At 38.4% G+C, this 16,450-nt stretch carries 14 protein-coding genes; 6 read left to right on the top strand and 8 right to left on the bottom strand.

Going from position 1 to position 16,450, the window contains the following annotated elements; translation table 11 throughout:
- Positions 1-31 precede the first annotated feature (31 nt).
- The gene (locus JNG87_RS19010) at positions 32-523 is read left to right on the top strand and encodes a hypothetical protein (RefSeq protein ID WP_062669418.1); all 492 of its coding nucleotides are present in this window, start codon (positions 32-34) and stop codon (positions 521-523) included.
- A 63-nt stretch (positions 524-586) separates the two neighbouring features.
- On the opposite strand, the gene JNG87_RS19005 is transcribed toward JNG87_RS19010, so the two are convergent.
- The 3 genes from JNG87_RS19005 to JNG87_RS18995 are packed head-to-tail and all read right to left on the bottom strand — an operon-like array spanning position 587 to position 2,199.
- Complete coding sequence (locus JNG87_RS19005) at positions 587-814, bottom strand: hypothetical protein (protein ID WP_062669420.1); 228 nt, start codon at positions 812-814, stop codon at positions 587-589.
- Positions 815-832: 18 nt separating this feature from the next.
- Positions 833-1,294, bottom strand: a complete 462-nt coding sequence (locus JNG87_RS19000) for an NUDIX hydrolase (RefSeq protein ID WP_202840402.1) — start codon at positions 1,292-1,294, stop codon at positions 833-835.
- A gap of 59 nt (positions 1,295-1,353) precedes the next feature.
- The gene (locus JNG87_RS18995; RefSeq protein ID WP_202840401.1) at positions 1,354-2,199 is read right to left on the bottom strand and encodes an AraC family transcriptional regulator; all 846 of its coding nucleotides are present in this window, start codon (positions 2,197-2,199) and stop codon (positions 1,354-1,356) included.
- A 90-nt stretch (positions 2,200-2,289) separates the two neighbouring features.
- Between JNG87_RS18995 and JNG87_RS18990 the strand changes: the two genes are divergently transcribed.
- From JNG87_RS18990 to JNG87_RS18970, 5 genes are all read left to right on the top strand, one after another.
- The gene (locus JNG87_RS18990; protein ID WP_202840400.1) at positions 2,290-3,270 is read left to right on the top strand and encodes a polysaccharide deacetylase family protein; all 981 of its coding nucleotides are present in this window, start codon (positions 2,290-2,292) and stop codon (positions 3,268-3,270) included.
- A gap of 201 nt (positions 3,271-3,471) precedes the next feature.
- Positions 3,472-3,951 (top strand): DoxX family protein, encoded by a 480-nt coding sequence (locus tag JNG87_RS18985; protein WP_202840399.1) that lies wholly within the window; start codon positions 3,472-3,474, stop codon positions 3,949-3,951.
- 454 nt (positions 3,952-4,405) lie between these two features.
- Entirely contained in the window at positions 4,406-5,329 is a 924-nt protein-coding gene (locus JNG87_RS18980) for an NAD-dependent epimerase/dehydratase family protein (RefSeq protein ID WP_202844372.1), read from the top strand.
- 133 nt (positions 5,330-5,462) lie between these two features.
- A complete protein-coding gene (locus JNG87_RS18975; protein ID WP_202840397.1) occupies positions 5,463-6,371 on the top strand; it encodes a helix-turn-helix domain-containing protein in 909 nt (302 codons plus the stop codon).
- Between the two features lie 7 nt (positions 6,372-6,378).
- A complete protein-coding gene (locus JNG87_RS18970) occupies positions 6,379-7,068 on the top strand; it encodes a type 1 glutamine amidotransferase domain-containing protein (RefSeq protein WP_238349622.1) in 690 nt (229 codons plus the stop codon).
- Positions 7,069-7,398: 330 nt separating this feature from the next.
- Here the strand turns inward: JNG87_RS18970 and JNG87_RS18965 are convergent, their stop codons facing one another.
- The 5 genes from JNG87_RS18965 to cobA all read right to left on the bottom strand — a co-directional run bounded on the left by JNG87_RS18965 (position 7,399) and on the right by cobA (position 16,441).
- A complete protein-coding gene (locus JNG87_RS18965; protein WP_202840395.1) occupies positions 7,399-8,916 on the bottom strand; it encodes a TSUP family transporter in 1,518 nt (505 codons plus the stop codon).
- Positions 8,917-8,921: 5 nt separating this feature from the next.
- On the bottom strand, positions 8,922-11,798 hold the full coding sequence (locus tag JNG87_RS18960; RefSeq protein ID WP_202840393.1) for a TonB-dependent receptor: 2,877 nt from the start codon (positions 11,796-11,798) through the stop codon (positions 8,922-8,924).
- Positions 11,799-12,182: 384 nt separating this feature from the next.
- Positions 12,183-13,859 carry an assimilatory sulfite reductase (NADPH) hemoprotein subunit gene (cysI, locus tag JNG87_RS18955; RefSeq protein WP_202840391.1) on the bottom strand — a complete coding sequence of 559 codons (1,677 nt, stop codon included), beginning with the start codon at positions 13,857-13,859 and terminating at the stop codon, positions 12,183-12,185.
- A gap of 34 nt (positions 13,860-13,893) precedes the next feature.
- On the bottom strand, positions 13,894-15,606 hold the full coding sequence (locus tag JNG87_RS18950; RefSeq protein WP_202840390.1) for a sulfite reductase flavoprotein subunit alpha: 1,713 nt from the start codon (positions 15,604-15,606) through the stop codon (positions 13,894-13,896).
- On the bottom strand, positions 15,596-16,441 hold the full coding sequence (gene cobA, locus JNG87_RS18945; protein ID WP_202840389.1) for a uroporphyrinogen-III C-methyltransferase: 846 nt from the start codon (positions 16,439-16,441) through the stop codon (positions 15,596-15,598). The genes JNG87_RS18950 and cobA overlap by 11 nt, the downstream gene beginning before the upstream one ends.
- Positions 16,442-16,450: the final 9 nt, after the last annotated feature.

The raw sequence follows: 16,450 nt of genomic DNA, 5'->3' as shown, positions 1-16,450 counted from the left end.
TTTTTATCGGCCAAAAAAGTAAAAACTCATTATGCCCACTGATGCTTCTCTTAAGCTGATTCCGATGACAACTTTCGTGCTGGAATATTATTCACACGAAGGATATGCCGATCTTCAGATTTTGAATCTGATGAATAATTATGCCAATTTCTTAAAGAAGCGTTTAACTCTTGGAATGTTTGTTCCTGTAGACCGTAAAGGAAATATTCTGAAAGAACCGAAAAATTATACCGCATGGAAATCTCTTGACCATAACGATGGAAGAAGAACGGATATTGTAGGTTTTGAAGAATATGCAGAGTACCAGAAGGCTGAGCAGAACTGTATGTTTGAAGGTTTTAAGGTAGATTATAATGGATATTCAAAAGTGAGAATCATTGCTTCATACGACCCTTCTATCGAATTGTCTTTTAATAAAAATGATCTGATCCCTACAGGCTTCAATGATGTAGAATCACTGACGGTATTTGATGATATCTTTTTAACATCCAGTGCATTAAAAGCAATTGGAATAAAACGATAAATTATAGTTGTACTATATAAAAAACCTTTATCAGTACTGATAAAGGTTTTTTGTTTTCTTGTTCTATCTGACACATTCCCCCGAATGGCAGTGGTAGCCTGATGGACAAAGCCCGTTGATGCAGGGACCGGCAGCATCAGGATAGCATCTTTCATCTGCACGGCAATGAGAATGAGGAGGACAAAGGGAAAGCAGATTGCCAAGGCAAACGCCTACAGGAAGAGGAAGATTCAGTTCTATTCCAATGGCTCCGATCATGTTTTTTAATGTTTTTCTGTTTAATTTTTTCATGGCTTTTGTTGTTAGGTGTTAGTGATTTTTTAATATACTTTCAAGTTCTGTAATGAAATCTTTCTGTGCCGGATTGATCCGTTTTTGTGCTTCCTCTGAAGCAAACCACTCCCATTGGTCCACTTCGGGAATTTCAATTATTTTGCCGGATTTGGGCGGCCATTCTAATGGAAAGCTATTGCTGTAAAGATCTGATGTATCAATATCTCCTTCCAGGGCCCATGCATAAACTATTTTTCCTCCTTTTTGTCTGATGGGTGATAATTCTATGAATTGGCCTTCTGCTGCTTTACCTGTTTCTTCTTTAAATTCCGTTAATGCCCTCACTAATGGATCTTCATCAGGAAGAATTTCTCCTTTGGGGATAGACCATGCGCCAGAATCTTTATTTCTCCAGAAAGGGCCGCCGGGATGAACCAGAAAGTAATACAGACTGTCTTTTTCTTTTTTAAAGAGCAGAATCCCGGAACTTGTTTTCATGGGTTTAAATATTTGATTATTAAAGATATAAAAAAAATATAATCAGATGATCAATAAGATCAGCCTTTCTTTTTAAACTGAGAGGGTGACATTTGTTTGTACGTTTTGAATATTTTATTAAAGTGGCTGGCATCATTGAAACCCAGCTTGTCAGCAATTTCACTGATATTATAATGACTCTGAAGTAAAAGCTTTTCAGCCGTTTTTATTTTATATTGTATAATATGCTGTTGTATGGAGAAGCCTGTCTGTTTTTTGATATAAATGCTGATATAATTGGGAGAAAGCATAAATTCTTCAGCCAGGTTCTCAATTTTCATTTTATCAGCATCCAGAGCATTGACATTGATATAATACAGTATTTTTTCAATTCTGTTTAGATTTTGAGTGAGCCGGTTTTTTGCAGTAGCATTTTGCATCGTATTCCGGATCAGAATAGTTATAATACCTGAAAACAGATCAGTAGTTATCTCTTTGTTATAGGTATTTTTATGGCTGAATTCATACAGAAGAATCCGGGCAAGCTGTAAAAGATGCTCCCGGTCTGTTTTACTCTTAATCGCTGATTCATACACGAAGGAATGATCTTCCATCAGGAGCTGTACAGCCTTTTTAAGTTCATTGTTTTTGTTGGGCAGTAAGTTTTCCCAGATATACTGCTCTGTGAATTTTATATAAATGAATTTCGTTTTGTTTTTAATTGAAAATTCATGGCCGTCACTTGGTCTGAGTAGAAATACATCCCCCTTTTTATACGGGAAAGTAATGCTGTTGAGGTGATGAAATCCTTTTCCGCTTTCTATGATGATCAGTTCATAAAAATTATGATTGTGATATTCAACATCCCAGTTTTCCTTTTCAATACTGAAAACATTGAAAGAGTTGAAATTAACGATTCGTTTCATAGAAGAATGGATTTTTACAAATTTACCATTAATTTTTACAATATATACCAATGGATTATTGATGAATTTTGTTTTATCAATACATTCAAAATGAAATATATAAAACAATCAGTATTGCTGCTTGCCTCAGCAATTGTTCTGATGTCCTTTTCTGATCATGAAAGGGGTACAACAGAAAAAAAGCAGCAGCATGAAAGACAGACCCGAACAAAAAAATACTGGCCCAATGGTGCTCAATTAGTTATTTCCGTTTCCATGCAGTTTGAAACGGGTGGACAACCGGAAGGCGCTGAAAGTCCTTTCACTGGAACTCCTCTTCCCAAGGGACAGCCGGATCTTCCCGCAGAAAGCTGGTACCGCTACGGAGGAAATGAAGGAATTTACCGTATGCTGGATTTATGGAAAAAATATGATATTAAAGTTACCTCTCATATCGTAGGAAGTGCTGCTGAAAAGTATCCTGAAGTCGCTAAAGCTATTGCAAACGGAGGTCATGAAATTGCCGCTCATGGTTTTACCTGGGATAATCAGTGGAATAAAAATTATGCTGACGAACTGAATTTCGTAAAGAAAGGTGTGGATGTTGTAGAAAAAATTACAGGACAGAAAGCTGTTGGGTATAATGCCAACTGGCTGAGAAGAAGCCCGAATACACTTAAAGTATTACAGGAACTGGGTTTTCTGTATCATATTGATGATCTAAGCCATGATGAACCTTTTATAACTAAAGTAAAAGGAAAAAACTTTGTAGTCGTTCCTTATACGCTTCGTAACAATGATATTGTCAATATTGAAGGGAAACACTGGAGCCCGGAGCAGTTTTTGGCCCAGCTGAAATTTGAATTTGACCGCTTGTATGAAGAAGGAGCTTCCAAAAGGAGAATGATGAGTATCAGTTTTCATGACAGAATCGGTGGAACTCCTGCAATGGTGCATGCTATGGAAGAATTTATAAAATATGCCAAAGAAAAGCATGGCGTAGTCTTTATGAGAAAAGATGATATTGCGAAAATGGTGATGAACGATCCTGATACTCCGGTTGACAACAGCGAAGAAAAGTTTAATAAGTAAGGAAGCTGGAAGCTGGAGGAAGGAAGTTATCGAAGTCTGTAAAAACGAATTATAGATAATTGAAATAATGATAAACACAGTAGAAGTGAATCATAGCAGATCTATGCCTTCCAGCATCCAGCTTCCCGCTTCCATCCAAAAAATATAAGTAAGGAAGCTGGAAGAATGAAGTTATCGAAGTCTGTAAAAACAAATTAGAGAATGATTGAAAAACACAGTAAAAGTGAATCACAGCAGATTTATATCTTCCAGCATCCGGCTTCCCGCTTCCATCCTAAAAAAAATACCTTTATGAATAACACAAAAACAGCCTATTTTTTCCTTCGTGTATCGATGGGAATTAACCTTTTGGGACACGGATTGGTTCGTCTCATGAAATTGCAGGACTTTGCATCAGGAATGATGAAGGGTTTTGAAACAAGCTGGCTTCCGCAGCCATTGGTCCATCTTTTTAGTGTCACTCTCCCCTTTCTCGAATTTACAATCGGCCTTCTGCTGATCATTGGTTTTAAAACCCGTATTGCGGCGATGGCCGGAGCTTCTCTGATTATCCTGCTCCTTTTTGGAAGCAGTACTGTTGAAAACTGGGAAGCAATGGGCATTCAGATGATCTATGCAGGCCTGTTCTATATTCTGATCAGCAGAATTGAGGATAATTACCTGGCCTTGGATCGAAAATAAAAACAGTAAGGCTGAAAAAAGTAAAGAATTACCTGATTATTATAAATTTTTTTACTCTTTATCCAACCACAAAAGTCACAAAAGGTTTCATTTTAATACACTTAAGTTTATTTAGGTAAAATGATATCGCAGGAAAGTTCACATAAGATGAAAATCTTTGATTTTCACAAAACTTTGGTGTACTTATTACGCACAATGTTTGGCTCTGAAAAAATTGAAGTATTTAAAACTTTTGTGCCTTTTGTGGTTAAAAATGATTCAATGCTGTATTTTTATTTTCTCAGCCTAATTATTTTCCTGCTTTTTTACATTGTTCAGAGATTATGTTACAACTTCCTTAGATTCAGTTACTCTGTTTTTATAGTTATGCCCGAATTTTGTATCAGAAATAAAAGAAACTGAAAGTATTGAGTTTATTTTCAGTGAAATAGGTAACCCTCAAAATTTAAAAATGATGCAAACTATATTAGGAGCCAACGGCCAGATTGGTGAAGAGCTGGCAAGAGAACTGAAAAGGAATTATACTTCAGATCTCCGTATCGTCAGCAGAAAGGCAAAAAAAATAAATGATACAGATACTGTTTTTTCCGCAGATTTATCAGACAGGGAGAAGGCAGTTGAAGCTGTGAAAGGAAGTGAAATCGCTTATTTTACTCTTGGACTTCCCATGGATACGGATTTATGGGAGAGGCAGTTTTTGACCATCATGAAAAATGTTATTGAAGCCTGTAAAATCAACGGAACAAAGCTGGTGTTTTTTGATAATACCTATATGTATCCTCAAAATAATGAAGTTTTAACGGAACAAACCGGATTCGCTCCTGTGGGAAGAAAAGGAATGGTAAGACAACAGATGGCCGAAATGCTTTTAAAAGAAATGAAAGCAGGAACCATAGAAGCCGTTATTTGCAGAGCCCCTGAGTTTTATGGCCCCGGAAAAACGCAGAGTATTACCAACAGTCTTGTTTTTAATGCCATTAAAGAAGACAAAAAGCTGAAAGTCCCTTTAAGAGATGATAAATTACGAAGCCTGATCTGGACTCCCGATGCGAGCCGTGCCACTGCTTTGATCGGAAATACACCGGATGCTTACGGACAGACATGGCATTTACCTGTAGATGATCAAAAGCTTAATTATAAGGAATTCATTGCGCTGGCTTCTGAGGTTTATGGAAAAGAACTGAAATATTCGGTTATTCCAAAGCTCGCCTTTTCAATCGGATCCTTTTTCAATAAAAATGCAAAAGAGCTGTTGGAACTGCTTCCCAGATATCAATATGATAACCTGTTTGATGATTCAAAATTCAGAAAGAGATTCCCGGGATTTAATGTAACTTCTTACAAGCAGGGAATTGAACAAATTAAAAAAGAACAGTAATCCGCAAAATAATCCTTTCAAAATAAGTAACTTAGAGACACCATCACCACAACCGAAGGACAAAATATTCCCCTCCTTCGGAGGGGTGGCGAAAATTCAAAGAATTTTTGACGGGGTGGTAAAAAAGAATAAAATGAAAGCTCCAGAAAAAGTAACCTCCATCACAGCATTACACAGGTATCTGAATCTGAAAAGGCCGTCTAATCCTTTGATCAGTGTGTTTGGTTTTAATGAAGTAACTATAGATCCGAAGACTGTTCTGAGTGCTGTGACCACAGATTTTTATGTGGTTTCCCTTAAAAAAGATTGTGCAGGGAGATGTAAATACGGACAGCATTATTATGATTTTGAGGATGGAATCATGTATTTTATTGCTCCCCATCAGGTATTACAGTTTGAAGATATTCTGCTTTCCGAAGTAAGAGGAAGTGTACTGGTTATTCATCCTGATTTTTTACAAGGTTATCCATTGGCCGCTATCATAAAGAATTATGGTTATTTTTCGTATTCTGCTAATGAAGCTTTGTATCTCTCCGAAAAGGAAGAAAAATCCGTAACGGATATCATGGATAATATCAGCAGGGAGATAGAAGCCAACATGGATAGTTTCAGCCAGGATTTGCTGGTTTCCAACATTGATTTACTGTTAAAATACTGCGACAGATTTTACAACCGCCAGTTTTTAACACGGAAAAAGGTGAATCATGATCTTTTGACACAGCTTGAAACTTTACTGGATGATTATTTTAAAAATGAAAAACTGCTGATTGACGGGATTCCTACTGTACAATTTGTGGCAGCTCAGATGAATATCAGCCCCAATTATCTGAGTGATATGTTAAGAGTTCATACAGGACAGACCACACAACAGCATATTCAGAACAGAGTGATTGAAAAGGCCAAAGAACTGCTTTCCACTACTACTTTATCTGTTTCTGAAATTGCTTATCATTTAGGATTTGAACATCCGCAGTCATTTCACCGTTTGTTTAAAAACCAAACCACTGTTTCACCGTTAGAATTCAGAAAATCTTTTAATTAATCGTATTATGATGAAAAAAATATTGCTAATCGTAACGAATATAGATCAGTATGCCAGTGGTAACTTTAAAACAGGTTTATGGCTGAGCGAGCTTACCCATATATACCATGCGGCAAAGGAGAAAGGATGGCAGGTCACCATAACTTCTCCAAAAGGAGGAAATACTCCTGTTGACCCGGAAAGCCTGAAACCTCTGGTCCTTGATGGAATTTCAAAAAAATATTATGAAAATCCTGAATTCATGAATGAACTGGCTCATACAAAAACTCTCAATGAGGTAAAGAATGAATCTTTCGACTGCATTTATCTGGCCGGCGGACATGGAACGATGTATGATTTCCCTGATAATACTACTTTACAGACCATGCTCAGAGACCAGTATGAAAATAATAAGATGGTTGCTGCAATCTGCCATGGAGTTGGAGGATTGTTGAATGTAAAGCTTTCAGGAGGAGCATATATGATTAAAGATAAATCGATTACTGGATTTGACTGGTTTGAAGAAACTTTGGCAAGAAGAAAAAATGAAGTTCCTTTTAATCTTGAAGCCGCTCTTAAAGAACGGGACGTACATTACAAAAAAGCATTTATTCCGATGACTTCCAACGTTATTGTTGATGGACATTTGATTACAGGGCAAAATCCTTTCAGTTCCAAAGAAATGGCTAAAGTAGTAATTCGTGAGCTTGAAAAATAAAGAGCAGGGATTGACAATACAATATATGTTGTAAGTAATTGATGAGACACTAAGGTATCCTGTATTTAATTTTATCGGAGATAAAATCCTTGCGCCTTACAGCCGTTTTTTATTAATCATGTTGCGTCTTTGCGTTTTCCAAAAACATTTTATATGTAGTTTAAAAAAAAATAAAAAAACGCAAAGTTTTAATGGTTTCAGATTCTTACTAAAAATGAGTAATGATAGTGTCAATACACTGCATCATTAATTTCCCCCCTGATGCCTCAAAATAAAGTAAACATTAAAATCTCTGCGTTTAATACTTTTTTTCTGTTTTTATATTTGTTCTTATGATAAAAATGATTTTGTTATTGTCACCAGACTCATTATAATTACTACTATTCCCACTACCACGAACATTTTCTTTGTCGGAAGCTTTGATGTAAGCATCGCAGAAAACGGAGCGGTAAAAACACCACCCAATAAAAGTCCCAGAACAATATTCCAATGGTGGATACCTATCGTAAAAATAAAGGTAATGGCACTGGTAATGGTTAGTAAAAACTTTGCAACAGTGGAACTTCCCACTACATATCGGGGAATCCTTCCCTCTTTGATCAGCGTTCCGGTTACCAAAGGTCCCCAGCCGCCGCCGGCAAAAGAATCTATGAAGCCGCCTGCCAATCCTAATATTCTGAGATTGGTTCTGCGTTTGGCTTTCGCTTGTCCGGATTTTTTATCTTTAAATGCATTGTTTAAGATATTAATTCCAAGATAGAGCGTGTAGCAGGCAATAATTGGTTTTACGATGTGAGCATAATGTTCACCATAATGAGACAGTGTTAAAGCTCCGATAACAGAACCCACAATAGCCAATGGAAACAGCACCCAGACCATTTTTTTATTCACGTTTCCCAATTTATAATGACTGAAACTCCCGGCCGCCGTGGTAAACGATTCCGCAGAGTGGATGCTGGCACTTACAACCGGCGGCGGAACATTTAGTAATAAAAGAATCGTAGTACATATCACTCCATAGCCCATTCCCATAGATCCGGCGACAATTTCTGCCATAAAGCCCGCAAACAGCATCCAGTAAAAAATATGGCCATCTTTATTCAGAAAATGCTGAATATCATCAGATAAATTAAACTGATACACGACAAGGCCAAATAATCCGAAAAGAAGTAAAACACCAATGATGGCCAGATAAATATTGGCTTTTCTCTGGGCTGTTTTGGTGATACTGATCAGCTTTTGAATTTCTATATCCGGTTTTGCAGCAGCTTTTCCTTCGGACAGATATTCTGTTGTAATCTTATTAAGTTCTTTTACTTTATAATTAAAATCGCCTGTCAGTTGATTACGGATATGCTGCATATTGTCCAATACATGATCCATTTCGTCAGGAATCACTTCGGTAAAGGTTTCTCTTAATCTTTTAGCGATGGTTGGAGATTTTCCATTGGTGGAAATAGCTATTTTAAGACTTCCCTTTTTAACAATGGATCCTAAATAAAAATCACAAAGATCAGGTTTATCCGCAATATTGACCAGTACACTTTTTTGCTGGGCTTTTTCTCTGATTTCCCCGGCCAGTTCAATATCATTTACCGCAATAATGGCCAGATCAGTATCGTTAAAATCATGATCGTCATATGCTCTTTCATGAAGTGTTATATTGGAAAACTGATTTTGTAAAGTTCTGACCTCCGGAATGATTTCTTTGGCTACCAGTTTGATGGATGTTTCCGGTGAATTGCCCAGAACAGATTCCAGCTTTTCAAGGGCAACCTTGCCGCCGCCAATGATCAGAAGCGACAGGTTTTCAAGTTTTAAAAAGATGGGATATAAAGAATTGCTCATCCTGATTACAGTTTTAAGTCATAAGTAAAAGCGAGATAATACAGTCCTCCGATTTCAGGACCTGCTGCATACTGGAAGTAACGGCGGTTCAGCAGATTGGTAGCACCTATTTTAATATTTGCACGGATTTCAGGAAGCTTCCATGTTGCCTGTGCATCAATGGTGTAATAAGCGGGAATTTCTCCGGATGCTAAAGGACTTTCCCACATAAAACCGCTCTGCCATCTGGCTACAAGAGTGAATCCTATATTTTTAACAATCTCTCTGTTTCCTAAGCTTACATTTACCATCCATTTCGGAGTGTTGAAAGCTGTAATAAACAGGTCTGAGTTATTATTGGAAGCCAGATCATTATAGGAAACATTGGTGTTGATATTGTAATTTCCTGTGATATTATATCGGATTCCTAAAGATGTTCCGTAGCTTTTGTAGGTACTGTTGCTGTTCGTATAAACCCTGTATCGGTCCTGTTTACTTCTATCGAGCATCGCAAGTACGGCTGCACTGCTTCCTACCTGACTGTTTTTGGGAACAGCCACTTCTACCTGACCAAGGAATCCTTCGTAGATATTGTAATAAAAATCCCAGTCCAGCACCAGTTTATTATTGAAAAAAGTAGACTTATACCCTACTTCAAACGAATTGATTTTCTCCGGCTGTAATTTCTGAAGATTCGCTACCGTTAAAAGCTGTTTGTTATCCTGAGCTGCCTGAGCCTGGGTTTTTCCTGCGTCAACATCAGCGTTTACTGCTGAGGTAAATTTATCGATGGATGCCAGCGTATAAGAGTTTTCCAGATAGCCTAATCCATCATTCACTTTTGAAAGTCCGCCTACTCTTCTTACATTTCCGTTATTCACGAATGAAAGGGCTTCAAATAAAGATGGAAAACGATAGCCGTTTTGAAAAGATGCCCTGAAATTATGCTGTTTTACAGGGGAATACACTACACTTATTCTTGGATTTAGTTTGGCTTCAAATTCCGGGTTTCTGTCGATCCGTAAAGCGGCATTAATTTTTACTTTATCATCGAAGAAAAGCTTGGTAATCTGTGCAAAAGCCCCATATTTCTGATAGATAACCTCTTTCCCGAAAGTACCATTGGCTAAAGGAATGTTTCTTTCATTGACCGGACGGTTGAAATCAACAAAGTTATTTCCATCCGGAGTAATGCTGTACAAACGGTAATCTACTCCTGCAAGAAGGTTGAATATCTTCACAAACCTGCTGAAATCATAGGTCAGTTCCCCCTGATAAAAGCGGGATTTCTGTTCAAGCTTGGCTCCTCCTGTTGCCGGAGCTCCTGCTACTCCTGCATTGGCCGAATCCCAGTTATTAATTCCAATAATGGTATTTTTTAACTGTTCAAAGGCTGCAGTTCCCGGTACAGCCCTGTTTTTATCAGCTTCCTGACGGGCGAGAATAAATGCTTCGTTAAGATTGATTCCGGCATTCAGGCTGTTCTGAAGCGCGGTCTGGAATATATTTTTCCAGTTGGTATTGGAAAGATTCGTCAGATCAAGATTATCTGCCAAAGGTTTGAGATTATAGGAATCTCCTGTATTTTCTATCGATACATAAGCTCTGAAGGTTAATTCTCTTCCTGTGAGTTCTACTTTATGATTCTGAACCGTAGCATTCTGCAGACGGATTTTATTTCCTCTCTGGAAAGTTCCGTCCAGCAAGCCGTAGCGATACACATAAGATGTTCTCCACTGATCTCCGAAACGGTAATATAATCCAGCATCGAACTTGATATTTTTCACGTCAGGGCTTACCAGGTCTTTTTCCAGATATCCTGTCCGGGAAACATTGAATGTGGTAGGTTTTCCATTGTAATCTACTTTTACGGCAACGCGGTTGTTTCTTTCATCTCCATACTTATTCCAAAGATCTTCTGCGGGATTGTTGGGCAAAGCAAAATTAGGATTGGCGGTGACTAATGATCCTGGATTCTGATCTGTCAGATTATTGGATATCCAGTCGGTTCCACTGAAATAAGAGGCATTGACTTTCACTGCAAAGTTTTTATTGATCACTTTTGCAAAACGGACAGCACTTTCTCCCAAAGAACTTATTTTATGGTTCACATTGTCTACATGATTTACTCCGCCACGGAAATAAACACTTATCCCTTCAGAGGTAAACGGATCTTTGGTCTGTAAACTTGCCAGTCCGTTGATGGCATTCATTCCGTACAATGCAGAAGCCGCTCCCGGAGTCACTTCCATAGATTGAATATCCAGTTCTGTAGGTCCTATAGCATTTCCCAGCGGCACTCCCAATGTTGCCGACTGTACATCTACTCCATCTACCAGCTGCATGAACCGGAAATTATTGGGCGAATTAAAACCTCTTGAATTAGGAATTTTCAACGTAAGGCTTGAGGTTAAAAGCTGTAGTCCTTTTACATTTTCCAGGGTTTCATAAAACGAAGCAGCCGGACTTTCCCTGATGGTTTTGATATCAATTTTTTCAATGGCGATCGGAGATCTTAATATTTTTTCCGGAACTCTGGAGGCAGAAATTACCACATCATCAATAATGGTATTCTGAGGGTTTAAGCCTATCGTTATTTTGTTGGAAGGCGAAAGGATTTCAACAGTTTGACTGCTAAAACCATCTTTCTGAACAACCACCCTGAATGGTATGGTAACCCTTGTTCTGATTTTAAAATTACCTGCCTGATCCGTGAATGCGTTATCCTGTGTGTTTTCGATCTGTACTTTTACGGAGTCAAGACCTTTTCGTGTATCTGTATTTTTGATGCTTCCGCTAAGCTCTATAAGCTGCTGCTGAGCTTCTGCCAGGTTAAAAAATAGAAATGTAAATGCAATAATGCCTGCTTTTGGTAGAAAATTTCCCTGCTTTTTGTTTTTCATTTTTCTTCATTTTTAAGGTTGAGAATGAAGCTGCCTGAATTTTTACATTGATTATTTTTACCACAAAAGGCACAAAAGTTTTCATTTTAAAACAATTTAGTTCAATTATGTAAGTTTAAAAATGACACTGTAGAAAAGTTCATATTAGATGAAAATCAAAGATTTTACAAAACTTAGGTGTACTTATTATGCACAAAGTTTGGCTCTTAAAAAGCTTAAGTGTTTAAAACTTTTGTGACTTTTGCGGTTTTGAATCGAAAAACTTCAAACAGCTTGTTTGTATTGTTATTTGAGAATCAACAACACATACACATTCGTCCGCCAAAATGAAGAGGTTGAGTTTTTTTGTTTTTTTTCAGATCATAATGAAAATTAGCCATATAATTAATTTAAGGTATGTAAGTAACGGTATGAAAAATCACCAAATGTTTCCTCTGCAAGTCTTTTCTGTACATAAATCCCGAAAAGTTCATCCAGAGTGGTCAAAATTTCTTCTTCACCAATATTTTCTTTAAATTTTGTATTCAGCCGCATTCCCAGGCGGTCTCCCCCAATGTGAAGATTATATTTCCCATAAGCTGTACCTACAAATCCGATTTCAGCATTGGGAGATCTTCCACAGCCATTGGGACAACCTGTCATACGGATCGTGATATCTTCTTCCAGCAGACCATATTTTTCAAGGATAGGCTCTATTTTTGTGACCAGTGAAGGCAGATAACGCTGGGCCTCAGCCAGAGCCAGTGAACAGGTGTTCAAGGCTACGCATGCAACAGAGTTTTTACGTAAAGCACTGGCCCCATTGGTAGAATCTGAAATACCATATTCTTTTAAAATATGTTCAATTTCAGCTTTGTCTTTTTCATCAATATCAGCCAGAATAAGGTTCTGGTTGCAGGTAAAACGGAAATTGGCTTTCCCTGTCTGTGCAATTTTTAATAGTCCCGATTTTAAAGGATATCCTTCAATATCAAGGATTCTTCCATGCTCTACAAATACGGTGTAAAACCATTTTCCTTCATGATTCTGTATCCAGCCGTAACGGTCTTTTCTTTGTGTAAACTTAAATTCACGGGCCGGCTCAAAACTGAAGCCTGCTCTCTTTTCTACTTCAGCTCTGTACTGGTCGATACCTAATTTATCAATGGTGTATTTTAATCTTGATAATTTCCGGTCGCTTCTGTTACCAAAGTCTCTTTGTACCGTTATAATTTCGTACACGGCTTTCAATACTTTTTCCTCGGTATCCACAAATCCAAGGATGGAAGCAAGACGGGCATACGTGGCTTCATTTCCGTGAGTGGCCCCTAATCCCCCTCCGGCAGCAATATTGTAACCTACGATTTTATCATTTTCGATAATCGCGATTAAAGCAATATCATTGATGAATACATCCACATCGTTATTGGGTGGAACGGCTATTCCTATTTTCAGTTTTCTAGGAAGATATCTGTCCTGATACAAAGGATCTTCCTCTGCTTTACGGTCTACCAGAAGTTCATCATCAATCCAGATATCATAATAAGCTTTGGTTTTCGGAAGACACATTTCACTGATTTTACCTGCCAGTTCGTAGGCTTCCTGCTGTAAAGGGGATTCCGAAGGATTGGCTGTACAGGTTACGTTTCTGTTGACATCTCCACAAGCGGCAATTGAATCCAGATGCTGAAGATTGAAACTTTGAATGGTAGGTCTTAAATGAGATTTTAAAATACCATGCAGCTGAATGGTTTGCCTGGTAGTCACTTTTATCGTTCCCGTAGAATGATCTTCAGCCGTTTCATTCAATCCTACCCATTGCTCCGGAGTTAAAAAACCACCGGGAAGTCTTAACCTGATCATATAAGAATACAGCCATTCCAGTTTTTTGGCGACACGCTCTTCCCTTCTGTCTCTGTCGTCCTGCTGGTACATTCCGTGAAATTTGATCACAGTCTGGTCATCTTCTCTGATGGCTCCGGTGAAGTTATCTGCAAGACTTTCCTTTAAAGTTCCTCTGAGTCCGTTACTGCCGGTTTTAATTTTTTCTACCGGTGAAAGGTTCTCTTTATTGTTGTTCATAATCGTTTCCTTTAATTTTTACGGGTATTTCTTTTTAATACACATCTTTAGCATATCTGCCGCTTAATTCCATTTCTTCCAGGTAGGTTACAGCGTCTTCTTGGCTGCGTTTTCCTTCATTCTGTATAATGGTGAGAAGCGTTTGTTCTACATCACGGGCCATGGGTTCTTTAGCACCGCATACATACACCGATGCTCCGCCTTCAAGCCAGTAAAATACTTCCTGGGCTTTTTGTTCCAACCTGTGCTGCACATATACTTTTTCAGCTGTATCTCTTGAAAAAGCGAGGTCTAGATGAGTCAGACTGCCTGTTTTAAGAAAATCCTGAAGTTCTGCCTGGTAAAGGAAATCTGAAACAAAATTCCTGTCCCCGAAAAACAGCCAGTTTCTTCCTTCTGCTCCTATGGCATCACGTTCCCAAAGGAATGACCTGAAGGGCGCAATCCCTGTTCCCGGACCAATCATGATGATATCTTTATCCGCATCCGGCAATTTGAAATGCCCTGCTTCCTGAATATAAAATTCCACCGCTTCCCCTTCTTTGAATTCACTCAGAAAGCCACTGCATAACCCATTATGTTTCTGATGGTCAATAAAAAATTCTGATTTAGCAACCGTAATATGAATTTCCGTATCACCATGAGCTTCCACAGAGGAAGAAATGGAATACAGACGTGGTGCCTGAGCGGTTAATATCTGTAAGATTTCTTCAAATTCGTCTGCATTTTTTACAGGATAAATTCTAAGAAGATCAAGAAGACTTAATCTGACTTCCGGAATGGAATGCCCTGTTATTTTTGCATATTGAGCCACTACAGATTTAAGTAAATAGCTGATGTTAAGATGCTTGAGTAGGAGTTCTTCCACAGTGTCTGTAACTTTTGCTGTTTCAACCTGTTTTTTAGGATTAATTCCTGTGAGCGTAATAATCTCATCTACAACATCTTTTGAATTGAAAGGGATCACTCCCAAAGCTGCACCGGGGCGGTAACTAAGCGCTTCTTCTGTTTCAATTTCAATATGATAGGTTTCTTTTTCTGAGGTAATATCGTTAAGGTTGATGATGGCTGAAACTTTTCCCTGAAATTTCTTTCTTCCGGTAGAAACCTTTGGAGCTAAAGCATTTTTTGTACTCTGCACCGCATTTTTATTGACTGTTTCAAATACATGCTCTATCCAATGGGAAGCTTCCTGTTCGTAATCAATGTCACATTTTTTCAATGGAATAATACGCTGGGCACCTAATATTTCAAAGCGTGAATCCACATCTTCTCCAGTCTGGCAGAACAGAGGGTAACTACTGTCTCCCAATGCCAGAATTCCGTATTTAAGTCCGCTGAGATCAATTTCATTTTCATGAATATAATCGTAGAATTTTTTAGCAAGAGCAGGCGGTTCACCTTCTCCCTGAGTACTGATGACGACAAAAAAGAACTCCTCTTTTGCAAGATCTTTAGGCTTGTATTGGGAAAGGTCAGCCAGCTTTACCTGAAGCCCTTTTTTCTTCACGATACCGGCCAGTGCAGTAGCCAGTTTCTTACTGTTTCCGGTTTCTGTACCGTAAGCCAGCGTTATTTTCTTTACAGCATTCTGTGTAGTGGTATTCGTTTCCAGTGGTGGCAAAACGGCTGTAATTGAGGACCCTCCGGCAATACCCGCAAGATATCCGCTTGCCCAGATGGCTTCGTCTCTGGAGAGGTCTCCCGAGATTTGTTTTAATACATTTAATTTAGATTCAGACAGCATATTCAAAGAAATTTTGAGTTGTAGGGATTAGAGTTCCGTTTTCCACTGATTTGAAATAAAGACCTTCCTGCTCGGCATTTTCAAGCCATGAAAATTCTTCATGGAGGTTTACAATTTTGCCCACTACCACCAATGAAGGGGAAGCAAAGTTTTTGTCTCCGAATTTTTCGTTAAAATCATCAAATGATGACGTATACACCTTCTGGAAAGGAGTCGTAGCCTGTTCAATGACTGCAATTTTTTTATCACCTGAAATCTGAAGTGCTTTCAGCTTTTCCACAAGAGGAGTAAGGTTTCCTTTAGACATATAGAAAACAAGGGTATCATTGGTGAGAGCAAGTTCTTTCCAATACTCTTCAGTTACAATCTCTGATTTATAGTACGTCAGAAAACGAACGGATGTGGAATATCCTCTGGCCGTTAAAGGCATCCCTGCAAATGCTGCCGCACCTAAAGCGGCTGTAATTCCCGGAATGACTTCGTAAGGAATATGATTTTCTTTTAAAGCCTGTAACTCATCAAGAATATTCGAGAATATGGAAACATCCCCTCCTTTTAGTCTTACGATGGTTTTATTCTGACGGGCATATTCCACCATCAAAGTATTGATATGAGACTGAGGGGTGGAAGCATTTTTGCTGCATTCTTTGCCTACATAAATGATTTCTGTGTTTTCATTAACGTAGGTTTCCAGAATCTCAGGACTTACAAGACGGTCGCATAAAACAACGTCTGCTTCTGCGATTGCTTTTACAGCTTTTACAGTGATCAGTTCAGGGTTGCCGGGCCCTGCACCGATAAGGAAGACCTTTGGTGATTTTATATTTGTTTTCATTGAAGTAGT

The sequence above is a fragment of the Chryseobacterium cucumeris genome (assembly GCF_016775705.1).
Lineage (GTDB): Bacteria > Bacteroidota > Bacteroidia > Flavobacteriales > Weeksellaceae > Chryseobacterium > Chryseobacterium cupriresistens.
The sequence above is the reverse complement of the archived record's forward strand: the minus strand, read 5'-3'. Positions and strand labels throughout refer to the sequence as shown.

Excerpts from the sequence above, each read along its gene's own strand:
- JNG87_RS19010 (WP_062669418.1), top strand. The coding sequence starts at position 32 with ATGCCCACTGATGCTTCTCTTAAGCTGATTCCGATGACAACTTTCGTG.
- JNG87_RS19005 (WP_062669420.1), bottom strand. The coding sequence starts at position 814 with ATGAAAAAATTAAACAGAAAAACATTAAAAAACATGATCGGAGCCATT.
- JNG87_RS19000 (WP_202840402.1), bottom strand. The coding sequence starts at position 1,294 with ATGAAAACAAGTTCCGGGATTCTGCTCTTTAAAAAAGAAAAAGACAGT.
- JNG87_RS18995 (WP_202840401.1), bottom strand. The coding sequence starts at position 2,199 with ATGAAACGAATCGTTAATTTCAACTCTTTCAATGTTTTCAGTATTGAA.
- JNG87_RS18990 (WP_202840400.1), top strand. The coding sequence starts at position 2,290 with ATGAAATATATAAAACAATCAGTATTGCTGCTTGCCTCAGCAATTGTT.
- JNG87_RS18985 (WP_202840399.1), top strand. The coding sequence starts at position 3,472 with ATGATTGAAAAACACAGTAAAAGTGAATCACAGCAGATTTATATCTTC.
- JNG87_RS18980 (WP_202844372.1), top strand. The coding sequence starts at position 4,406 with ATGCAAACTATATTAGGAGCCAACGGCCAGATTGGTGAAGAGCTGGCA.
- JNG87_RS18975 (WP_202840397.1), top strand. The coding sequence starts at position 5,463 with ATGAAAGCTCCAGAAAAAGTAACCTCCATCACAGCATTACACAGGTAT.
- JNG87_RS18970 (WP_238349622.1), top strand. The coding sequence starts at position 6,379 with ATGATGAAAAAAATATTGCTAATCGTAACGAATATAGATCAGTATGCC.
- JNG87_RS18965 (WP_202840395.1), bottom strand. The coding sequence starts at position 8,916 with ATGAGCAATTCTTTATATCCCATCTTTTTAAAACTTGAAAACCTGTCG.
- JNG87_RS18960 (WP_202840393.1), bottom strand. The coding sequence starts at position 11,798 with ATGAAAAACAAAAAGCAGGGAAATTTTCTACCAAAAGCAGGCATTATT.
- cysI (WP_202840391.1), bottom strand. The coding sequence starts at position 13,859 with ATGAACAACAATAAAGAGAACCTTTCACCGGTAGAAAAAATTAAAACC.
- JNG87_RS18950 (WP_202840390.1), bottom strand. The coding sequence starts at position 15,606 with ATGCTGTCTGAATCTAAATTAAATGTATTAAAACAAATCTCGGGAGAC.
- cobA (WP_202840389.1), bottom strand. The coding sequence starts at position 16,441 with ATGAAAACAAATATAAAATCACCAAAGGTCTTCCTTATCGGTGCAGGG.